Raw genomic sequence first — 16,332 nt, 5'->3', positions numbered from 1 at the left:
CATCGTGTTATGTCGATGAATTAAACCATTCTGACAGCTATTGCATCGGCGTTTGCGTCACATTCACATTTCAACTTTGAAATGCAAGGTGTTCAGAGTTGAAAGATTCCACCAGCCGGCGCACAATGCAGACCGACTATACGCCGTTCCCATCATGAGTCTCCTGCCTTCCTCCGCGCCCCTCCACGCGCCCGCCATGCCGGCCGGTGGCCGTCCCCGGATCTGGGCGATGGGCATCAGCCGTCTCTCGCGGGCCTTCGCCGAATTGATCCCGGCCTACGCGGCCCGGGCGGAGTTCCGCATCGTTGGGCGGGCCTTCGAGGCCGCCGCCAGTGCCATCAACCGCGAGGCGCGCGAGGGGCGTGTCGATGTGGTGGTGGCGGGCGGCTCCAACGGCGCCTATCTGCGCCAGCATGTGGATGTACCCGTGGTGCTGGTCAAGGTGACCGGCTTCGACGTGATGAGCGCGCTGGCCACGGCGCGTCGTATTTCGCCGAAGGTGGCGCTGGTCACCCATGCCTCAACCTACGCCGAAGTCGACGAATTCGTGAGCGCGTTCTCGCTCGACATCCCCCGCTACACCTATCTGACCGAGGATGACGCCACCGCGCGCGTGCGGGCGCTCAAGGAAGAGGGCATCCGCGTGGTGGTGGGGCCGGGCATGGTGACCGACCTGGCCGACAAGTACGGCCTGATGGGCGTTTTCCTATATTCGGGCAACGCGGTGCGGCTGGCGCTGGAGGATGCCATCGAGGCGGCGCGGCTGCGGCGCATCGAATCCACCCGGCGCGACTATGTGAATACGATCCTGGCCCACCTGAACGAAGGCGTGGCCGCCGTGGACACCGAAGGCCGCGTGCAGGCGTTCAATCCGGCCATGGAGCGGTTCCTCGGCACCCCGACCGGCGTGGCCGTGGGGCGCAAGCTGTCCACGCTGGCGCCGGGCCTCGCGCTCGACGCGGTGATGGAAAGCGGCACGCGCGAGCTGGAGGCCATCCACCGGCTGGGCGACCGCATGGTGGTGGTCAACCGCATCCCCATCGTCGGGGAAGCCGGCACCACGGGCGCGGTGCTGACGATTCAGGATGCCAACGCGATCCATCGCGCCGACCGCAACCTGCGCTCGCGCGCCCGCGCCCGGCCGGCCGGGGTGCGCTACAGCCTCGACGACCTGGCCGGCGCCTCCCCGGCAATGAGCGACCTGCGCGCGCTGGCACGGCGCTACGCGCTGGTCGATTCCACGGTGCTGGTTGGCGGCGAGAGCGGCACCGGCAAGGAAGTGCTGGCGCAGGGCATGCACGACGCCAGCCCGCGCCGCGCCTTCCCGTTCATCGCGGTGAACTGCGCGGCATTTCCGGAATCGCTGCTGGAATCCGAACTGTTCGGCTACGAGGAAGGCGCGTTCACCGGCGCGCGGCGCGGCGGCAAGGCGGGCCTGTTCGAATCGGCCCACAACGGCACGCTGTTCCTCGACGAGGTGGGCGACATGCCGCCGGCGCTGCAAACCCGCCTGCTGCGCGTGCTGCAGGAAAAGCAGGTGCTGCCGATTGGCGGCATCGAGGCCGTGCCGATCAATGTGCGCGTGATTGCCGCCACGCACCGTGACCTCGCCGCGCGGGTGCGCGAGGGCACCTTCCGCCAGGATCTCTATTACCGGCTCAACATCCTGCGCATAGAAATGCCGCCGCTGCGCGAGCGCGTGGCCGATCTGCCCGATCTCGCCGAACTGCTATACCGGCGCGCGCAGGAGCGGCTTGGCACCCAGTCCCCGCAACGCCTGCCCGCGATGGTGCGGGAGCGCCTCACCCGCTATGCCTGGCCCGGCAATATCCGCGAGCTGGAGAACGTGACGGAGCGGATTGCCGTGCTGGTGGCCGGCGCGGAACTCCAGCCGGCGGCGTTGCAGCGTGAGTTGCAGGCGGCGGTACCGGAGCTGTTTTCTTCGGAGAACGGCGAGGGGGTGGCCAGGGGGCCAAGGGCGCCAAAGGTGCCGATCGAGATGGAGATGGCGATGCTGACCGCGCCATCGGAAGAGAGCCGCTCGCTGGCCGGCGTGGCCAAGGCGAGTCAGGCGGAGCACATCCGCCGGGTGCTGGCCGAGTGCGGCGGCAACCGCACCGCCGCCTGCGCCCAGCTTGGCATCAGTGCTACCACGCTCTGGCGCCGGCTGCGGGAAGGCTGAGCGATGATCCGATCGGCCCATCCGAAGATGAATTTTTTCAATTAACCGCCGGGATTTCGCCCCACCACCGAAAGTTGGGCTGGCAGGGCCGGCGGTCGGCGTTAGTTCGCCGTAGTCAGCCCTGGTCAGACATCGTCCGCCAGCCGGACGCCGGTGAACTGCCAGCGCTGGTGCGGATAGAAAAAGTTGCGATAGCTCGCCCGGATATGGGATTCCGGCGTCACGCAGGAGCCGCCGCGCAGCACCATCTGGCTGCTCATGAACTTGCCGTTGTATTCGCCCACCGCGCCCGCGCTCGGGCGGAAACCGGGGTAGGGCAGGAAGGCGCTGGCGGTCCACTCCCAGACATCGCCGAACATCTGGCGCAGCGCGCCAGACGTGTTCTGCCGGTCGGGCAATGGCCGCAGCGTGCGGCCTTCCACGAAATTGCCGGTCGCCGGCAGGTTGCGCGCCGCGTGCTCCCATTCGGCCTCGGTCGGCAGCCGGCGCTCGGCCCAGCGCGCGAAGGCATCCGCCTCGAAGAAGCTCACGTGCGTGACCGGGCTGTCCGCGTCCACCGGCTGCATGCCGCGCAGCGTCATCTGCCACCACGTGCCGTCGCGCTCCTCCCAGTACAGCGGCGCCTGAATGGCGTTGTCGCAGACCCAGCGCCAGCCATCGGACAGCCACAGCCCAGCCGTCTGGTAGCCGCCGTCCTCGATAAATTCGAACCATTGATGATTGCTGACCGGATGCGATGACAGTGCATACGGCTGCAGCAATACGTTGTGGCGCGGGGTTTCGCAATCGAACGCGAAATCGTCGCCGGCATGGCCGATGGCCACCACGCCGCCCGAGAACTTCAGCCATTCCGGCGCCGGGCGCGGATCGGCGATGACGGGCGCGGTCAGCTCGGGCGCATACGCCGGACGCAGCGGATTCTGCGCGAACAGATGCAGGATGTCGGTCAGCAGCAGTTCCTGGTGCTGTTGCTCGTGATTGAGCCCGAGCGTGACCAGCGCGGCTTCCGCGTCGGTCTGGGCGTCGGTCAGCAGGGAGAGCATGGATTCGTCCACCGCCTCCCGGTAGGCCAGGATCTCGTCCAGCGATGGCCGCGTCAGCAACCCCCGGCGCGGACGCGGATGCCGCGCGCCGACTGCCTCGTAATAGGAATTGAACAGGTAGCGGTACTGCGGATCCACCGGCTCGTAGTCCGGGATGCGCGCAGCCAGCACGAATTCCTCGAAGAACCACGTGGTATGGGCCAGATGCCATTTGGCAGGACTGGCGTCGTCCATGGATTGCACGGTCGCGTCAGCGTCGGAAATATCCGCCACCATGGCTTCCGTGGCGGCGCGCACGTGCCGGTACTGGCCGAGCAGGGCGGGCTCGTGCGGCGGGTGATTGGCGGCGGCAGGCAACAGTGCAGAGGTCATGCAGGCTCCCAGGGACGACTTGAATGCGACACGACGGCAGGCCGATGGGAATCGACCCGAATCCGACCCATGATAGACCCGTTCGCCCGGCGGAGCGAGCCGGGGGAAGGTGTGGCGGGCCGTAGGCCGATGCCTACACCCGGGGTCATGCGTGATGCACCGCCGCAAGCCCCGGAGGCAAAAAAAGGGCCGCGCCCGGGAGGGCGCAGCCTGGAGGAAAAACCGGTGCCAAGGGAGGCGGCACCGTTACCACGGAGGAGCAGAAAGCGGATCAGTCAGCGAGCGGTCCCGTCAGCGGACCCGTCAGCGGATCAGGCTGCGGCGCGGGTGGCGTCGTTCAGCGCGGCGATGGCCGTGCGGGCGGCGGCGAGGCCGGCTTCGCGGCTGTCCGGGCCCATGGCCAGGCCGTGGGCGCGCACGATCGAGATATCGGAGATGCCCAGGAAGCGCAGGACCGTATCGACGGTGATCTCATGCAGATCCAGTGCGTCGGCGTTCTGGCGGACACCGCCGCGGGACGACACCACGATGGCGCGCTTGCCCTTGAGCAGGCCTTCCGGGCCGGCTTCGGTGTAGCGGAAGGTGCGGCCAGCTTGTGCCACGCGGTCGATCCAGGCCTTGAGCTGGCTCGGGATGCCGAAGTTGTATTGCGGTGCGCCAATCACGACGACGTCGGCAGCCAGCAGTTCGGCCAGCCAGGCTTCGGTGCGATCCAGTTCGGCTTGCTGCACGGCGTTCAGGCCATCCTTCGGGCCGCCCAGCACGGGCAGCAGGTTGCCGGTCAGGTGGGCCGGGGCGTCCTGGTCCAGGTCACGCACGGTCACCTTGGCGCCGGGGTTCTTGGCAACCAGGTCGGCCACCACGCTGGCGGTCAGCGAGCGCGAAACGGAGTTGTCACCAAGGACGCTGGAATCGATCTGCAGGATGTTCATGTCTTTCTCCACTAGGGTTCGGTTGGATGGAATGAACGATAGCGGCTGGGCATTGGTGCCGGTAGTGAGGCAAAATGCAAATAATTGTTCTACCTTCGCAACGACCTACCTCCTTCAACGCCCCCATCGCCCCCATCGCCCCCATCGCCCCCCATCGGAGAGCCGGATGCAAGACCTCAATGACCTGTCGCTGTTCGCCCAGGTGGTACAGCACGGCAGTTTCTCGGCCGCGAGCCGCGCCAGCGGCGTGCCGAAATCGCGGCTTTCGCGCCGCATTGCCCAGCTGGAACGCGACCTGGGCGTCCAGTTGCTGCGCCGGACCACGCGTCAAGTGCGCGTAACACCACTTGGCGAGCAGTACTACGCGCGTTGCCGTGACATGCTCCAGGCCGCCGAAGCCGCGCGCGAAGTGATCGAACATGCCCGTGAGCAACCGGGCGGCTCGCTGCGCATCAGTTGCCCCGTGGCCATCGCCCAGATCCTGCTCGCGCCGTGGATCGGCGGCTTCATGCGCGCCAACCCCGGCATCAAGCTGGAAATCGAGGCCACCAACCGGCGCGTGGACGTGATTGGCGAGGGCTACGACCTGGCCCTGCGCGTGCGCGACGTGCTCGAAGATTCCAGCCTCGCCGTGCGCACCTTCGGCAAGGGCGAATTGCGGATGGTGGCCAGCCCGGCGCTGCTGGACAGCATCGGCCGCCCGCGCACCCCGCAGGCGCTGGAAGGCATGCCCGGCGTCGGCCAGCGGCCCCATGACGGCAAGTTCATGTGGACACTGTTCGACAAGGCCGGCGAATCGGTCCATATCCAGTACGACCCCAAGCTCGTCTGCGACGAATTCGCGCTGCTGCGCGAGGCCGTGCTGGCCGGCGTAGGCGTGGCCATGCTGCCGGGGATGTACTGCCGGGACGAGATCGCGCGCGGTGAGATGGAAGTGGTGCTGCCCCAGTGGGATTTGCCGATGGGCGTCCTCCATGCGGTGTTTCCGTCACGCAAGGGCGTGACGCCGCCGCTGCGCCGCTTTCTCGATTTCCTGGCCGAGGTATTGCCCGAGACCGCGCGCCGGGTGGGCATGATGACGACGGGCGTCATGCCGATGCACGCGGCGCCGCCTTTCGCGGCACCCCCGCCATTGGCGCCGTCCTCGACCATCCTTTCGCCCCCGTCGGACAAGCCGCAGTCCTGACGCCCGGCTCGTCCGCATTGCGGCTTTACCTTCACGCCAGTACACACTAAGGTACTTGTGCGGCGCCCCGGAGGGCGGGGGCCGCACCCCGTTTCCAAACCAAGGGCAAGGAGGCGCAGCAATGAGTCGCACGCAAGGTTCGCAGGACCTGGGCAAGGCCATCATCCGGATCGTGTTGGGCGTGTTGATCCTGCTCCACGGCATTGCCAAGCTGATGGCGGGGCCCGGTTTCGTCATCCAGACGGTGACCCAGGCCGGACTGCCTTCTTTTGTGGCTTACGGGGTCTATATCGGCGAGGTGGTGGCGCCCATCCTGCTGATCATCGGGCTGTGGACGCGGCCGGCGGCGTTGATCGTAGCCATCAACATGATCGTCGCGCTGGCGCTGGTGCATGCGGGGCAGCTCAATATGATCAACAAGAACGGCGGCTGGGAGCTGGAGTTGCAGGGCATGTTCCTGGCCAGCGCCATCGCCGTGGCGCTGCTCGGCGCGGGGCGCCTCAGCGTGGGTGGCGTCGATGGCAAGTGGAACTGACACCATGCGCACCCCGCTTCCGATCCAGATCCTGAGCCGCGCCCGTGGTGCCCTCGGCGTCGTGGCACTCACCACGCTGGCCGGCTGCGCCACCGGCCCCGACATCCGCACCGACTACAACCGGTCGGCAGACTTCTCCGCCTATCGCACCTTTGGCTTCGTGCCCCGGCCCGGCACCGACCGGCAGGGCTACGAGAGCCTGACCACGCAGTATCTGAAGGCGGCGGTGCAGCGCGAAATGACGGCGCGCGGCTATCGGTATACCCAGCAGTCGCCGGATTTGCTTGTCAACTTCAACGCGCGGCTGCGCCAGAAGGTGGTCAGCGACCCGGCGCCGCTGCCACCGCCCGGGTACATGGGCTACTACGCCTATCGGGGCGGCATGTACGGGCCGTGGCCAGGCTACGGCTTCTATAACGATACCTACGTGTATACCGAGGGCACGCTCAATATCGATCTGGTCGATGCCCGGAAGAACCAGCTGGTCTGGGAGGGCGTGGCGCAGGGTGACGCGAGCCGCGTCGATCCGCAGGACAGCCAGCCGGCGATCGATGCCGTGGTCACTCAGATTTTCGCGAAATATCCGTTCCGGGCGGCGCCGTAAGCCCGGCCCATGCCGGCGCCGCGGCGAGGAAATCGTCCGGCGCCAGCGGGGCCGACCACAGGTAGCCCTGGCCCAGGTCGCAGCCAAGCGCCGCCAGCGCCGCGCGCTGCGACACCGTTTCCACGCCTTCCGCCACGCATTCGCGCCCCAGGTCGCGCGCCAGCGCAATCACGTGCCGGCAGATCGCCGTGCGCTGGTCCTCCCCCTCCACATGCCTGACGAACGAGCGATCCAGCTTGATCTGCGTGAATGGCAGATCCGCGAGTAATTTCAGCGTGGCGATGCCCACGCCGAAGTCGTCGATCGCCACCCCATAGCCCAGCAGCCGCAACTGGTTCAGCGCCACGGACAGCGCCACGGGGTCCGGCACGGGCAATTCCTCGGTCAGTTCGATCACCAGTAGCCGCCGGGGCAGGCCGGCGGCGGCCACCATCGCGTCCAGCTTTGGCAGTGTTTCCGGCCGGCAGAGCGTACGCGCGGAGGCGTTGACGCCCAACACGATCTCCAGCCCGGCCGCGCGCAGGCGCCGATGCATGGCCAGGCATGCCTTTATCGCCAGAAAGAGGATGGGATCGGCGGCGTCGAGCATTTCCAGCCGGCCGATGAAGCGGTCCGGCGGCACGTTGCCCAGCGTGGGATGGCGCCAGCGGCACAGCGCCTCGGCGCCCGCCAGCCGGCCCGTGGCGAGGGCGAATTGCGGCTGGAGCACGATGTGGAAGCCATCGGGCACGGCGGCGAGCAGGGTGGCATCGTCGGGCGTTGCCGCGTCCGGCCGTGCGCCATCGCCGTGCGCGGCCTCGGCCAGGATGCCGGCCAGCTCGGCCGGCTCCAGCGGCTTGCGCAACGCGTGCACGGCGCGCAGGCCGAGCGCCTCGGCCAGCCGCTGGTGCGAATCGAGGATGTCGGCGTCCTGCGCGGTCATCCAGACCCAGGCGGGCGCCGTGGCCGCGAAGGCCCGGTCCCCACGCCGCGCCAGTTCGGCCATCAGGCCCGGGCCGTTGAGCTGGGGCATCGCAATGTCGCAGAACACCACGTCGAACGATTGCGCGGTGAGCCGGTCCAACGCGTCCGTGCCATTTTCGGCTTCCACGATCTGCACTGCGCCGAGGGCGCGCAGCATGTCGGCGGCCACGGCGCGCTGGAACGCGTGGTCCTCCACCAGAAGAATGCGCAGCGCGGAAATCGGCGAGGTCAGGGAAGCGGCCACGGAGAGGGGTGCAGAGAGGAGCGTTGCGGCGATGGTACTCCCGCGCGGTCGCTGGTCATGCAGAGTCAGAGAATCCTCTGATTTTTGGCAATTGGCCGGGATTGGCGCCATCCGGGGCGCTCAGACCCGCTACAATCGCTGCCCGTAGTTTTGACGTTTTCATATTCATCATGGGTCTGGGCTGGTTCGGATTGTCGACCTTCTGGCTGTTGCCGCTGGCATGGCGCACAGCAACGCGCGCGCTTGCCGGCGACCGCCGGCCGTTTGGTCGTGGCTCGCTGCGGGTGTGGCTGGGTACGCTGCTGGTGCTGGGCGCCAGCGCCACGCTGGAGTCCCTGACGGCGGCCGAAGGCGAGGGCGCCGGCGGCGCCGTGGGGCATGCGCTGGCTGGGCTGGCGTCCAACCTGCTGGGCTGGACCGGCGCGCTGCTGATGATGCTGGCCGTGCTGGGGCTGGCCGCGCCGATGGTCTTTGGCGAGACTTGGCGCAGCCTGTTCCTGCTGCGCAAGCCGCGCGCGCAGGACGATGCGCCGCGTCAGCCGGCACGTCCCGCCGCACGCCCCGAGTCCCGCACCGATGCCGGCGCGTTTGCCGGCGTGGCGGCGTCGCCGTCGCTGGCAGCAGGGCGCGAGGGGCTGGACCGTTGGGAAACCACGTCCCTGCCCACCCATAGCGCCGCCGGCTGGAGCCCCACGCCGCCGCGCACCAAGCAGATTGAGGCGGTCTCCGCGCGCAAGCAGCCGGCATGGCAGCCGCCCCCGCGCACGCGCCAGTCGCCGCCGCAACCGGGCGAGATCTGGCTGCATCACGCCGATTCACCCGGCGCCGTGAAGGCGGCGCCCGCCAAACCGGCGGCCGTGGTGCCACCGCAAGCCGCGAAGCCGGCTCCGGCGCGGCAGCCGGCCCGGGCCGCTGTGCCCAACCCGGTGCCCACCCCGGTGCCCAACCCAACGCCCAATCCCGCACCCACCCCTGCGCCACAAAAGCCCGTCGCGCCGCGCGCGACCGTGGTGAGCAGCCCATTCCGCAATCCTGCACTCGGCCTGCGCTCGGCCATCACTACGTTGCCGGAAGCCGCACAGGCGGCCACGGTGGCGGTGTCCGCCGCCACGTCCGACGTGGCCGTCATGGAGCCGCCCGCCGTGACGGCGACGACGGCGATCGAGGCCAAAGTCGTGGCCCGCGCGGAAGCCATCGTGAACGGGATCGACGATCTTGCTGTGGTGGATGCAGTGGATACGATGGCGGCGCCAGCGCCCGCCGCCGTCCCCGCGACACCCGACGCGCCGGTGACGCTGGCCGCGATCCGCCAGGAGGCCATGGATCTGCTGGCCGAACTGCGCGCGCTGGCGGGCCGGGCAGGGCAGGAGGCTGCGCCGGTGGCGGTGGCGGAAACGCCCGTGGCCGAGCCTGAAGCGGTTGAAGAACCGGTGGCGGAGGTGCTTGCCGAGCCGGAAGCCGCGCCGGAGCCCATCGTTGCCGCCGAGCCCGAACCCGAGCCCGATCCCGAGCCCGATCCCGAGCCCACGTTCTCCGTGGCAGACGCCGTGGCGTCGGCCGATTTCGTCATCGAGGCGCCCACGCCGTCACCGGCCGCCGCCGAGGCATCGGACGATGACGCGAGCGACGACACAGGCGAAGAAAACACCCCCGCGTTCGACGCCAACACGCTGGTACAGCCCGCGCCCAAGCCGCGCATCGTGCTGCCTGCGGTAGTCGGCAGGACCGTGCCGCTGACGCCGGCTGTGGCCCCATCCGCGCCCGCCGCCCCCGTAGCAACCCCAGCCCCGGTCACCCCGCCGCCGCCGCCCCGCATCGTGGACTACCGCCTCCCGGATGCCGGCCTGCTCGAATCAGCGGTCGAGAGCGGCGAGGAAGTCTCCGAAGCGCATCTGCGCGAAACGGGCGAGCTGATCGCCCAGCGTCTGGCCGAGTTCAAGGTGCCGGTGTCGGTGGTTGGCGCCAGCGCCGGGCCGGTCATCACGCGCTTCGAGGTGGACCCGGCCATGGGCGTGCGCGGCGCGCAGGTGGTGGGGCTGATGAAGGACCTTGCGCGCGCGCTCGGCGTGACGTCGATCCGTGTGGTGGAAACCATTCCCGGCAAGACCTGCATGGGGCTGGAGTTGCCCAACGCGAAGCGCCAGATGATCCGGCTGTCCGAGATCGTGGCTGGCGCGGCGTTCCAGTCGCATGCCTCGCGGCTGGTACTGGCGATGGGCAAGGACATCACCGGCAACCCGGTAGTGACCGATCTCGCTCGCGCGCCGCACCTGCTGGTGGCCGGCACCACCGGTTCGGGCAAGTCCGTCGCGGTCAACGCGATGATCCTGTCGATGCTGTACAAGGCCACGCCGGAAGACGTGCGCCTGATCATGATCGACCCCAAGATGCTCGAGCTGTCGGTCTACGAGGGCATTCCGCACTTGCTGGCGCCCGTCGTCACGGACATGAAGCAGGCCGCGCACGCGCTGAACTGGTGCGTGGGGGAGATGGAAAAGCGCTATCGGCTGATGTCCGCGCTCGGCGTGCGCAATCTGGCCGGCTACAACCAGAAAATCCGCGCGGCCGAGGCAGCCGGCGAGAAGGTGCGCAACCCGTTCTCGCTGACGCCGGACGCGCCCGAGCCGCTGTCCACGCTGCCGCTGATCGTGGTGGTGATCGACGAACTGGCCGACCTGATGATGGTGGCTGGCAAGAAGATCGAGGAACTGATCGCCCGGCTGGCGCAGAAGGCACGCGCGGCGGGCATCCACCTGATCCTGGCCACGCAGCGGCCGTCCGTGGATGTCATTACCGGCCTGATCAAGGCCAATATCCCGACGCGCGTGGCGTTCCAGGTGTCGTCGAAGATCGATTCGCGGACCATCCTCGACCAGATGGGCGCGGAAAGCCTGCTGGGGCAGGGCGACATGCTGTTCCTGCCGCCCGGCACCGGCTACCCGCAGCGCGTGCATGGCGCGTTCGTGGCGGACGACGAGGTGCACCGGGTGGTGGAGCACTGGAAGCAGTTCGGCGAGCCTGACTATGATGAAGCCATCCTGGCCGGCGATACGCCGGAAGGCGCCACCGACCTCTTCGGCGAGAACGGCGGCGAGGGCGAGTCTGACCCCCTGTACGACGAAGCGGCCTCGTTCGTGCTGAATTCGCGGCGGGCGTCGATCTCCGCCGTGCAGCGCCAGCTGCGTATCGGCTACAACCGGGCCGCGCGGCTGATCGAGCAGATGGAAGCGGCGGGGCTCGTCTCGCCGATGGGCCGCAATGGCACGCGCGAGGTACTCGCCCCGGGCGGCCCCGAATAACCCGGCTGGCCAGGGCGGAGGAAACCACCAATGACACCGATCCACGGCAACCTGCTGCATGACGTGCCGGCGAATGCGCCGGGCGAGGTGTTTACGGCGCTGACGCAGTGGCAGGGTGCCGGCGACGTGCGGATCGAGCGGATCGTCTCCAACGGCCAGGCCAGCCCGCCGGGCTTCTGGTACGACAGCCCCGAGGACGAATGGGTGCTCGTGGTCAGCGGCAGCGGCGCGGTGGAGATCGAGGCCGGCGCCACGCACACGCTGGGCGCGGGGGACTGGCTGCACCTGCCGGCCCATTGCCGCCACCGGGTGGCCTGGACCGATGCGGCCCAGCCGACCATCTGGCTGGCCGTGCATGTCGCGCGCCAGCCGTCCGGCGCACAATCCGGCAACCAATCCGGCGCACAATCCGGCGATTAACCCGGCGCACAACCCGGCGCACAACCCGGCGCACAACCCGGCCGCCAGGCTGGCCCGACTTCCTGATCCACTGCCGTTATGATGTCGGGACATCCCCACGCGGAGCCCCGGCTTGCCTGCCTCGACCCAGCGTTTTCCCACCGTATTCCCGCTGCTCGTGGCGTGGATGGCGCTCATGGCGGCCCTGCTGTGGGCCCGCCCGGCCCAGGCCGAGCCGCTGCGCGTGGGCTCCAAGCGCTTCACCGAGTCGTACATCCTCGGTGAAATCCTGACCCAGACCGCCGCCGCCGCCGCGAATAGCGCGGCGCGCCACCTGCCCGGCCTGGGCAACACCGCCATCGTCTTCGAGGCGCTCAAGGCGGGCAGCATCGACCTCTATCCCGACTACACCGGCACGCTGGCCGGCGAGATCCTGAAGCTGCCGCCCGGCGCCACGCTGGCCCAGATCAACGCCGCGCTGGCGCCGATGGGCCTTGGCGCGGGCATCCCGCTGGGCTTCGAGAATACCTATGCGATCGCCGTCGCCGACGCCCGCGCGGGGAACCTGCGCAAGCTGTCCGACCTCGCCGGCCAGCCCCGGCTGCGGCTTGGCCTGTCGCACGAGTTCCTGGGCCGGGCCGATGGCTGGCCGATGCTGGCGCAGCGCTATGGCCTGCCGCAGCGGCCGGTCGGCATCGACCATGGCATTGCCTACGAGGCAATGGCCGAGGGGCAGATCGACGCCACCGACATCTATTCCACCGACGCCAAGATCCGCAAATTTCACCTGCGCGTGCTGGAGGACGACCGCCACGTCTTTCCGCGCTACGACGCCGTGGTGGTCTACCGGCTCGACGTACCGCGCCGGCATCCCGCCGCATGGCAGGCGCTGCAGGGGCTGGCCGGGCGGATCAGCGTGACGGACATGATCGACATGAACGCGGCGGCAGAAATCGATGGCGAGTCGTTCGCGGCCATCGCGCGGCGGTTCGTGGGCGGGGCGGGGGCCGCGTTGGTGACTGAAAAGAAGGGCGACCGGCGCGAGGGCCTCGGCGGCGTGCTCTGGAGCGCCGATACCTGGCGCCTCACCGTGCGGCATCTGGCGCTGGTGGGCGGCGCGGTGGGCGCGGCCACGCTGCTGGGCGTGCCGCTCGGGATCATCGCGGCGCGGCGGCGCCGGCTCGGGCAGGTGGTGCTGGCCGTGGTGAGCGTGTTGCAGACGATTCCGTCGCTGGCGCTACTGGCCATGCTGATTCCGCTGCTGGGCCAGATTGGCGTCTGGCCGGCCATGGTCGCGCTGTTCCTCTACGCGCTGCTGCCCATCGTCAGAAACACCTGTACCGGATTGCAACAAATCGCGCAGGGCATGCGCGATGCGGCGCGCGCGCTGGGTTTCCGGCCCGCGCAGGTGCTGCGCTACGTGGAACTGCCGCTGGCGATGCCGATCATCCTGGCCGGCGTGAAGACGGCCACCATCATCAGCGTGGGTACGGCGACCATCGCCGCCTTCGTCGGGGCAGGCGGCTACGGCGAACGGATTGCCACCGGCCTGGCGCTCAACGATTCCACGCTGCTGCTGGCCGGCGCAGTGCCGGCAGCGCTGCTGGCGCTGGCCATGCAGGGCGGCTTCGGGCTGGTGGAAGCGTACTGGGCCTGGCGCCGCCGCGCCTGAATCGTCGGGCTTCTGCCGCTATCGGCGGGCTTTGGCCAGCGTGCCCAGCGTCTTCACGGCGGCCTCGGCCGTATCGTTCCAGGCGTGCCCGTAGTTGATCCGGATGCAATGGCGATAGCCCTGCCGCGCCGAGAACACCGGCCCCGGCGCGATGCCGATGCCCGCGGCCCGGGCGGCCTGATGCAGCGCCAGTGCGTCGAAGCCTTCGGCCAGCTCCACCCACAGGAAATAGCCGCCGTCAGGCTGCGATACGCGCACATCGTCGGGGAAATGCCGGCCAATGGCTGCGATCATCTGCCCCTGCTGCATTTCCAGCACATGGCGCAGCCGGCGCAGGTGCTTGTCGTAGCTGCCATGGCGCAGGTATTCGGCCAGCGCCAGTTGCGTGGGTACGCCGGCGGACAGCGTGGTCATCAGCTTCAGATGGCGGATGGCCTCGCCGTAGCGCCCGGGCGCCACCCAGCCGATGCGGAAGCCCGGCGCGAGCGTCTTCGAGAACGAACTGCAGTGCATCACGAGCCCTTCGGTGTCGAACGCCTTGGCCGGCAGCGGGCAGCGATTGCCGAAGTACAGCTCGCCATAGACATCGTCCTCGATCAGCGGCACACCGTGGCGCGCGAGCAGGGCCACCAGCGCGCGCTTGCGGTCCTCGACCATGCTGGCGCCCATCGGGTTCTGGAACTGGGTCATGAACCAGCACGCCTTGATGCGATGGCGCCCGAGCGCCGCCTCCAGTGCGTCCAGATCGAGGCCATGCACGGGGTCGACCGGAATTTCCACCGCCTTGAGCCGGAGCCGCTCCAGCGCCTGGAGCGCGGCGTAGAACCCCGGCGACTCGATGGCCACCACATCGCCCGGCTCGGTCACGGCCATCAGGCACAGGTTCAGGGCGTCGAGCGCGCCGTTGGTGACGATGATGTCGTCCACCGGCTGCGGCGCGCCGGTACCGAGGTAGCGCAGCCCGATCTGCTGCCGCAGCACGGCGTTGCCCGGCGGCAGGTCGTCCACGCTGTTCCACGGATCGAGCTCGCGGCCGGCGCGCGCCAGCGCCTTGCCGAGCCGCTCCCACGGGAACAGTTCGGGCGAGGGGAAGGCGGAGCCGAACTGCACCAGATCGCGCTCGCGCGCGCCATCCAGCACGGAGAAGACCAGCCGGGACACATCGACCTCGGTGGACACCTTCTGCGGCGCGTGCGCCCGGGGCGCTGGCAGCACGCGGGTGGCGGCGCCCGCGACGTAATAGCCGGACCGCTCGCGCGCCCGCACCAGCCCGCGCTCTTCGAGCCGGTAGTAGGCCTGGAAGGCCGTGGACGGGCTCACGCCATATTGGGCCACCGTCTTGCGGATGGACGGCAGGCGCGTGCCGGGCGGCAGCGTGCCGTTGCGGATGTCGGCGGCCAGTGTCTCGGCCAACGCTTCATAACGTTTCATGCTTTGGGAATCGGCGCAAATCTGATACGGTAAAAAGTCATGCGGCTGATTCTGTTCCGTTTCGGGCTCAGGCCGCAAGATGTTGGGTCCAATCCGTCCCCATGCAGTCCGATTACAGGATGCGCCCCATGCGATGTTTCGGAAGGTGGTTGCCGGCCGCCCTCGCCGTGCTTGCGGCCTTGACCGTGATGACCGTACGGCCGGCGCGGCCCGCGCGGGCCGCGGCGCCGGCGAGCGCGCCGTCCCCGGAGCAGATCGCGCGCGGCCGCTACCTGGCGGGCATCGCCAACTGCGCCGCCTGCCATACCAGGGAGGGCGGGGCGCCCATGGCCGGCGGCCTGCCGCTGCGCACCGGCGCCGGCACGGTCTATTCGACCAACATCACGCCCGACGCCGCCACGGGCCTCGGCCAGTATTCGCTCGATGACTTCGACCGCGCCGTGCGCCGTGGCGTGGCGCGCGACGGCAAGCGTCTCTATCCGGCCATGCCGTACACGTCCTATGCGCGCATGACGCGTGACGACGTGGCGGCGCTCTACGCCTACCTGCGCGCCGAGGTCAAGCCGGTCAGCCAGTCCAACCCGGGCGCCGAGATGCGCTGGCCGTACAGCATGCGCTGGCTGCTGGTGCCCTGGAACTGGCTGAACTTGCGCGATGACCCGGTGCGCACCGACGCCGCCAGGGGCGCCGCCTGGAATCGGGGCGCCTACGTGGTGCAGGCCGTGGCGCACTGCGGCGCCTGCCATACGCCGCGCGGGCCGCTGTATGGCGAGAAGGGGCTGGACGAGCGCAGCCGGCACTTCCTGGCGGGCGCCTCCGTGGAAGGATGGTCGGCCACGAACCTGACCGGCGACCAGATCACCGGCCTCGGCGCGTGGTCGAAGGCGGATGTGGCCGAGTACCTGCGTACCGGCCGCAACGCCCACGCCACCTCCTTCGGGCCGATGTCCACGGTAATCGCTGCCTCCACGCAGCATATGGCGCCGGCCGATCTGGACGCCGTGGCCACCTATCTAAAATCGTTGCCGGGCACGCGCGGCGAAACCCAGCCATTCCGCTACGACCCCGCCGTGACCACGCTGCTGGAGCAGGGCCGTTTCGACGCTGCCGGCGCGCGCCAGTACGCCACGTTCTGCATGCCTTGCCACAACGCCAACGGACGCGGCTTCGCGCGGGTGTTTCCGCCGCTGGCGGGCAACCCGACCGTGGCCGATCCGGACCCGGCGTCGCTGATCAACCTGCTGCTCGAGGGCGCCGTGACCGCGCGCGTGGGCACCGCGCCCACCGATTACCACATGCCCGGCTATGGCTGGACCATGGAAGACCAGGAGCTGGCCAACCTGCTCACGTTCATCCGCGGCAGCTGGGGCAACCGCGCCGCGCCCGTGACGGAGGCCGCCGTGGCCGCCCGCCGGCGCGAACTCGGCACGCCCACGCCCGAACCCGTACGGCCCCCATCGCGCTGACGCC

12 protein-coding genes are annotated in these 16,332 nt (G+C 69.2%); 8 read left to right on the top strand and 4 right to left on the bottom strand.

Annotated elements, in window-relative coordinates:
* Positions 1-229: 229 nt before the first annotated feature.
* A complete protein-coding gene (gene prpR / locus KHO18_RS09440) occupies positions 230-2,182 on the top strand; it encodes a propionate catabolism operon regulatory protein PrpR (protein WP_244844661.1) in 1,953 nt (650 codons plus the stop codon).
* Between the two features lie 125 nt (positions 2,183-2,307).
* Here prpR and egtB read toward each other — a convergent pair whose 3' ends face one another.
* Together egtB and KHO18_RS09430 are read right to left on the bottom strand one after the other, a co-directional pair.
* Positions 2,308-3,597, bottom strand: a complete 1,290-nt coding sequence (egtB, locus tag KHO18_RS09435; protein WP_144195147.1) for an ergothioneine biosynthesis protein EgtB — start codon at positions 3,595-3,597, stop codon at positions 2,308-2,310.
* Positions 3,598-3,908: 311 nt separating this feature from the next.
* Positions 3,909-4,529, bottom strand: coding sequence for an FMN-dependent NADH-azoreductase (locus KHO18_RS09430; protein ID WP_144195149.1), 621 nt, complete (start codon positions 4,527-4,529; stop codon positions 3,909-3,911).
* A 166-nt stretch (positions 4,530-4,695) separates the two neighbouring features.
* Here KHO18_RS09430 and KHO18_RS09425 point away from each other — a divergent pair, with 166 nt between their 5' ends.
* From KHO18_RS09425 to KHO18_RS09415, 3 genes are all read left to right on the top strand, one after another.
* Positions 4,696-5,715, top strand: a complete 1,020-nt coding sequence (locus KHO18_RS09425; RefSeq protein WP_144195151.1) for a LysR substrate-binding domain-containing protein — start codon at positions 4,696-4,698, stop codon at positions 5,713-5,715.
* A gap of 121 nt (positions 5,716-5,836) precedes the next feature.
* Positions 5,837-6,250 carry a DoxX family protein gene (locus KHO18_RS09420; protein ID WP_144195153.1) on the top strand — a complete coding sequence of 138 codons (414 nt, stop codon included), beginning with the start codon at positions 5,837-5,839 and terminating at the stop codon, positions 6,248-6,250.
* A gap of 4 nt (positions 6,251-6,254) precedes the next feature.
* Positions 6,255-6,854: a DUF4136 domain-containing protein gene (locus tag KHO18_RS09415; RefSeq protein WP_144195155.1), complete on the top strand. Its 600-nt coding sequence runs from the start codon at positions 6,255-6,257 to the stop codon at positions 6,852-6,854.
* On the opposite strand, the gene KHO18_RS09410 is transcribed toward KHO18_RS09415, so the two are convergent.
* Complete coding sequence (locus KHO18_RS09410) at positions 6,811-8,061, bottom strand: EAL domain-containing response regulator (protein WP_244844655.1); 1,251 nt, start codon at positions 8,059-8,061, stop codon at positions 6,811-6,813. The genes KHO18_RS09415 and KHO18_RS09410 overlap by 44 nt on opposite strands.
* 170 nt (positions 8,062-8,231) lie before the next feature.
* Between KHO18_RS09410 and KHO18_RS09405 the strand changes: the two genes are divergently transcribed.
* From KHO18_RS09405 to KHO18_RS09395, 3 genes are all read left to right on the top strand, one after another.
* Positions 8,232-11,360, top strand: coding sequence for a DNA translocase FtsK 4TM domain-containing protein (locus tag KHO18_RS09405; RefSeq protein ID WP_211943063.1), 3,129 nt, complete (start codon positions 8,232-8,234; stop codon positions 11,358-11,360).
* Between the two features lie 30 nt (positions 11,361-11,390).
* The gene (locus KHO18_RS09400) at positions 11,391-11,780 is read left to right on the top strand and encodes a cupin domain-containing protein (RefSeq protein ID WP_211943062.1); all 390 of its coding nucleotides are present in this window, start codon (positions 11,391-11,393) and stop codon (positions 11,778-11,780) included.
* A gap of 166 nt (positions 11,781-11,946) precedes the next feature.
* Positions 11,947-13,431, top strand: coding sequence for a glycine betaine ABC transporter substrate-binding protein (locus KHO18_RS09395; RefSeq protein ID WP_211943087.1), 1,485 nt, complete (start codon positions 11,947-11,949; stop codon positions 13,429-13,431).
* An 18-nt stretch (positions 13,432-13,449) separates the two neighbouring features.
* Here KHO18_RS09395 and KHO18_RS09390 read toward each other — a convergent pair whose 3' ends face one another.
* Positions 13,450-14,862 carry an aminotransferase-like domain-containing protein gene (locus tag KHO18_RS09390; RefSeq protein WP_144195163.1) on the bottom strand — a complete coding sequence of 471 codons (1,413 nt, stop codon included), beginning with the start codon at positions 14,860-14,862 and terminating at the stop codon, positions 13,450-13,452.
* Between the two features lie 188 nt (positions 14,863-15,050).
* Here KHO18_RS09390 and KHO18_RS09385 point away from each other — a divergent pair, with 188 nt between their 5' ends.
* The gene (locus KHO18_RS09385; RefSeq protein ID WP_211943086.1) at positions 15,051-16,328 is read left to right on the top strand and encodes a cytochrome c; all 1,278 of its coding nucleotides are present in this window, start codon (positions 15,051-15,053) and stop codon (positions 16,326-16,328) included.
* Positions 16,329-16,332 lie beyond the last annotated feature (4 nt).

This window comes from Cupriavidus campinensis (assembly GCF_905397395.1).
In the GTDB taxonomy this organism is placed as follows: Bacteria; Pseudomonadota; Gammaproteobacteria; order Burkholderiales; family Burkholderiaceae; genus Cupriavidus; species Cupriavidus campinensis.
This window is presented reverse-complemented; position numbering and strand designations above follow the sequence as displayed.

Excerpts from the sequence above, each read along its gene's own strand:
- prpR (WP_244844661.1), top strand. The coding sequence starts at position 230 with ATGGGCATCAGCCGTCTCTCGCGGGCCTTCGCCGAATTGATCCCGGCC.
- egtB (WP_144195147.1), bottom strand. The coding sequence starts at position 3,597 with ATGACCTCTGCACTGTTGCCTGCCGCCGCCAATCACCCGCCGCACGAG.
- KHO18_RS09430 (WP_144195149.1), bottom strand. The coding sequence starts at position 4,529 with ATGAACATCCTGCAGATCGATTCCAGCGTCCTTGGTGACAACTCCGTT.
- KHO18_RS09425 (WP_144195151.1), top strand. The coding sequence starts at position 4,696 with ATGCAAGACCTCAATGACCTGTCGCTGTTCGCCCAGGTGGTACAGCAC.
- KHO18_RS09420 (WP_144195153.1), top strand. The coding sequence starts at position 5,837 with ATGAGTCGCACGCAAGGTTCGCAGGACCTGGGCAAGGCCATCATCCGG.
- KHO18_RS09415 (WP_144195155.1), top strand. The coding sequence starts at position 6,255 with ATGCGCACCCCGCTTCCGATCCAGATCCTGAGCCGCGCCCGTGGTGCC.
- KHO18_RS09405 (WP_211943063.1), top strand. The coding sequence starts at position 8,232 with ATGGGTCTGGGCTGGTTCGGATTGTCGACCTTCTGGCTGTTGCCGCTG.
- KHO18_RS09400 (WP_211943062.1), top strand. The coding sequence starts at position 11,391 with ATGACACCGATCCACGGCAACCTGCTGCATGACGTGCCGGCGAATGCG.
- KHO18_RS09395 (WP_211943087.1), top strand. The coding sequence starts at position 11,947 with ATGGCGCTCATGGCGGCCCTGCTGTGGGCCCGCCCGGCCCAGGCCGAG.
- KHO18_RS09390 (WP_144195163.1), bottom strand. The coding sequence starts at position 14,862 with ATGAAACGTTATGAAGCGTTGGCCGAGACACTGGCCGCCGACATCCGC.
- KHO18_RS09385 (WP_211943086.1), top strand. The coding sequence starts at position 15,051 with ATGACCGTACGGCCGGCGCGGCCCGCGCGGGCCGCGGCGCCGGCGAGC.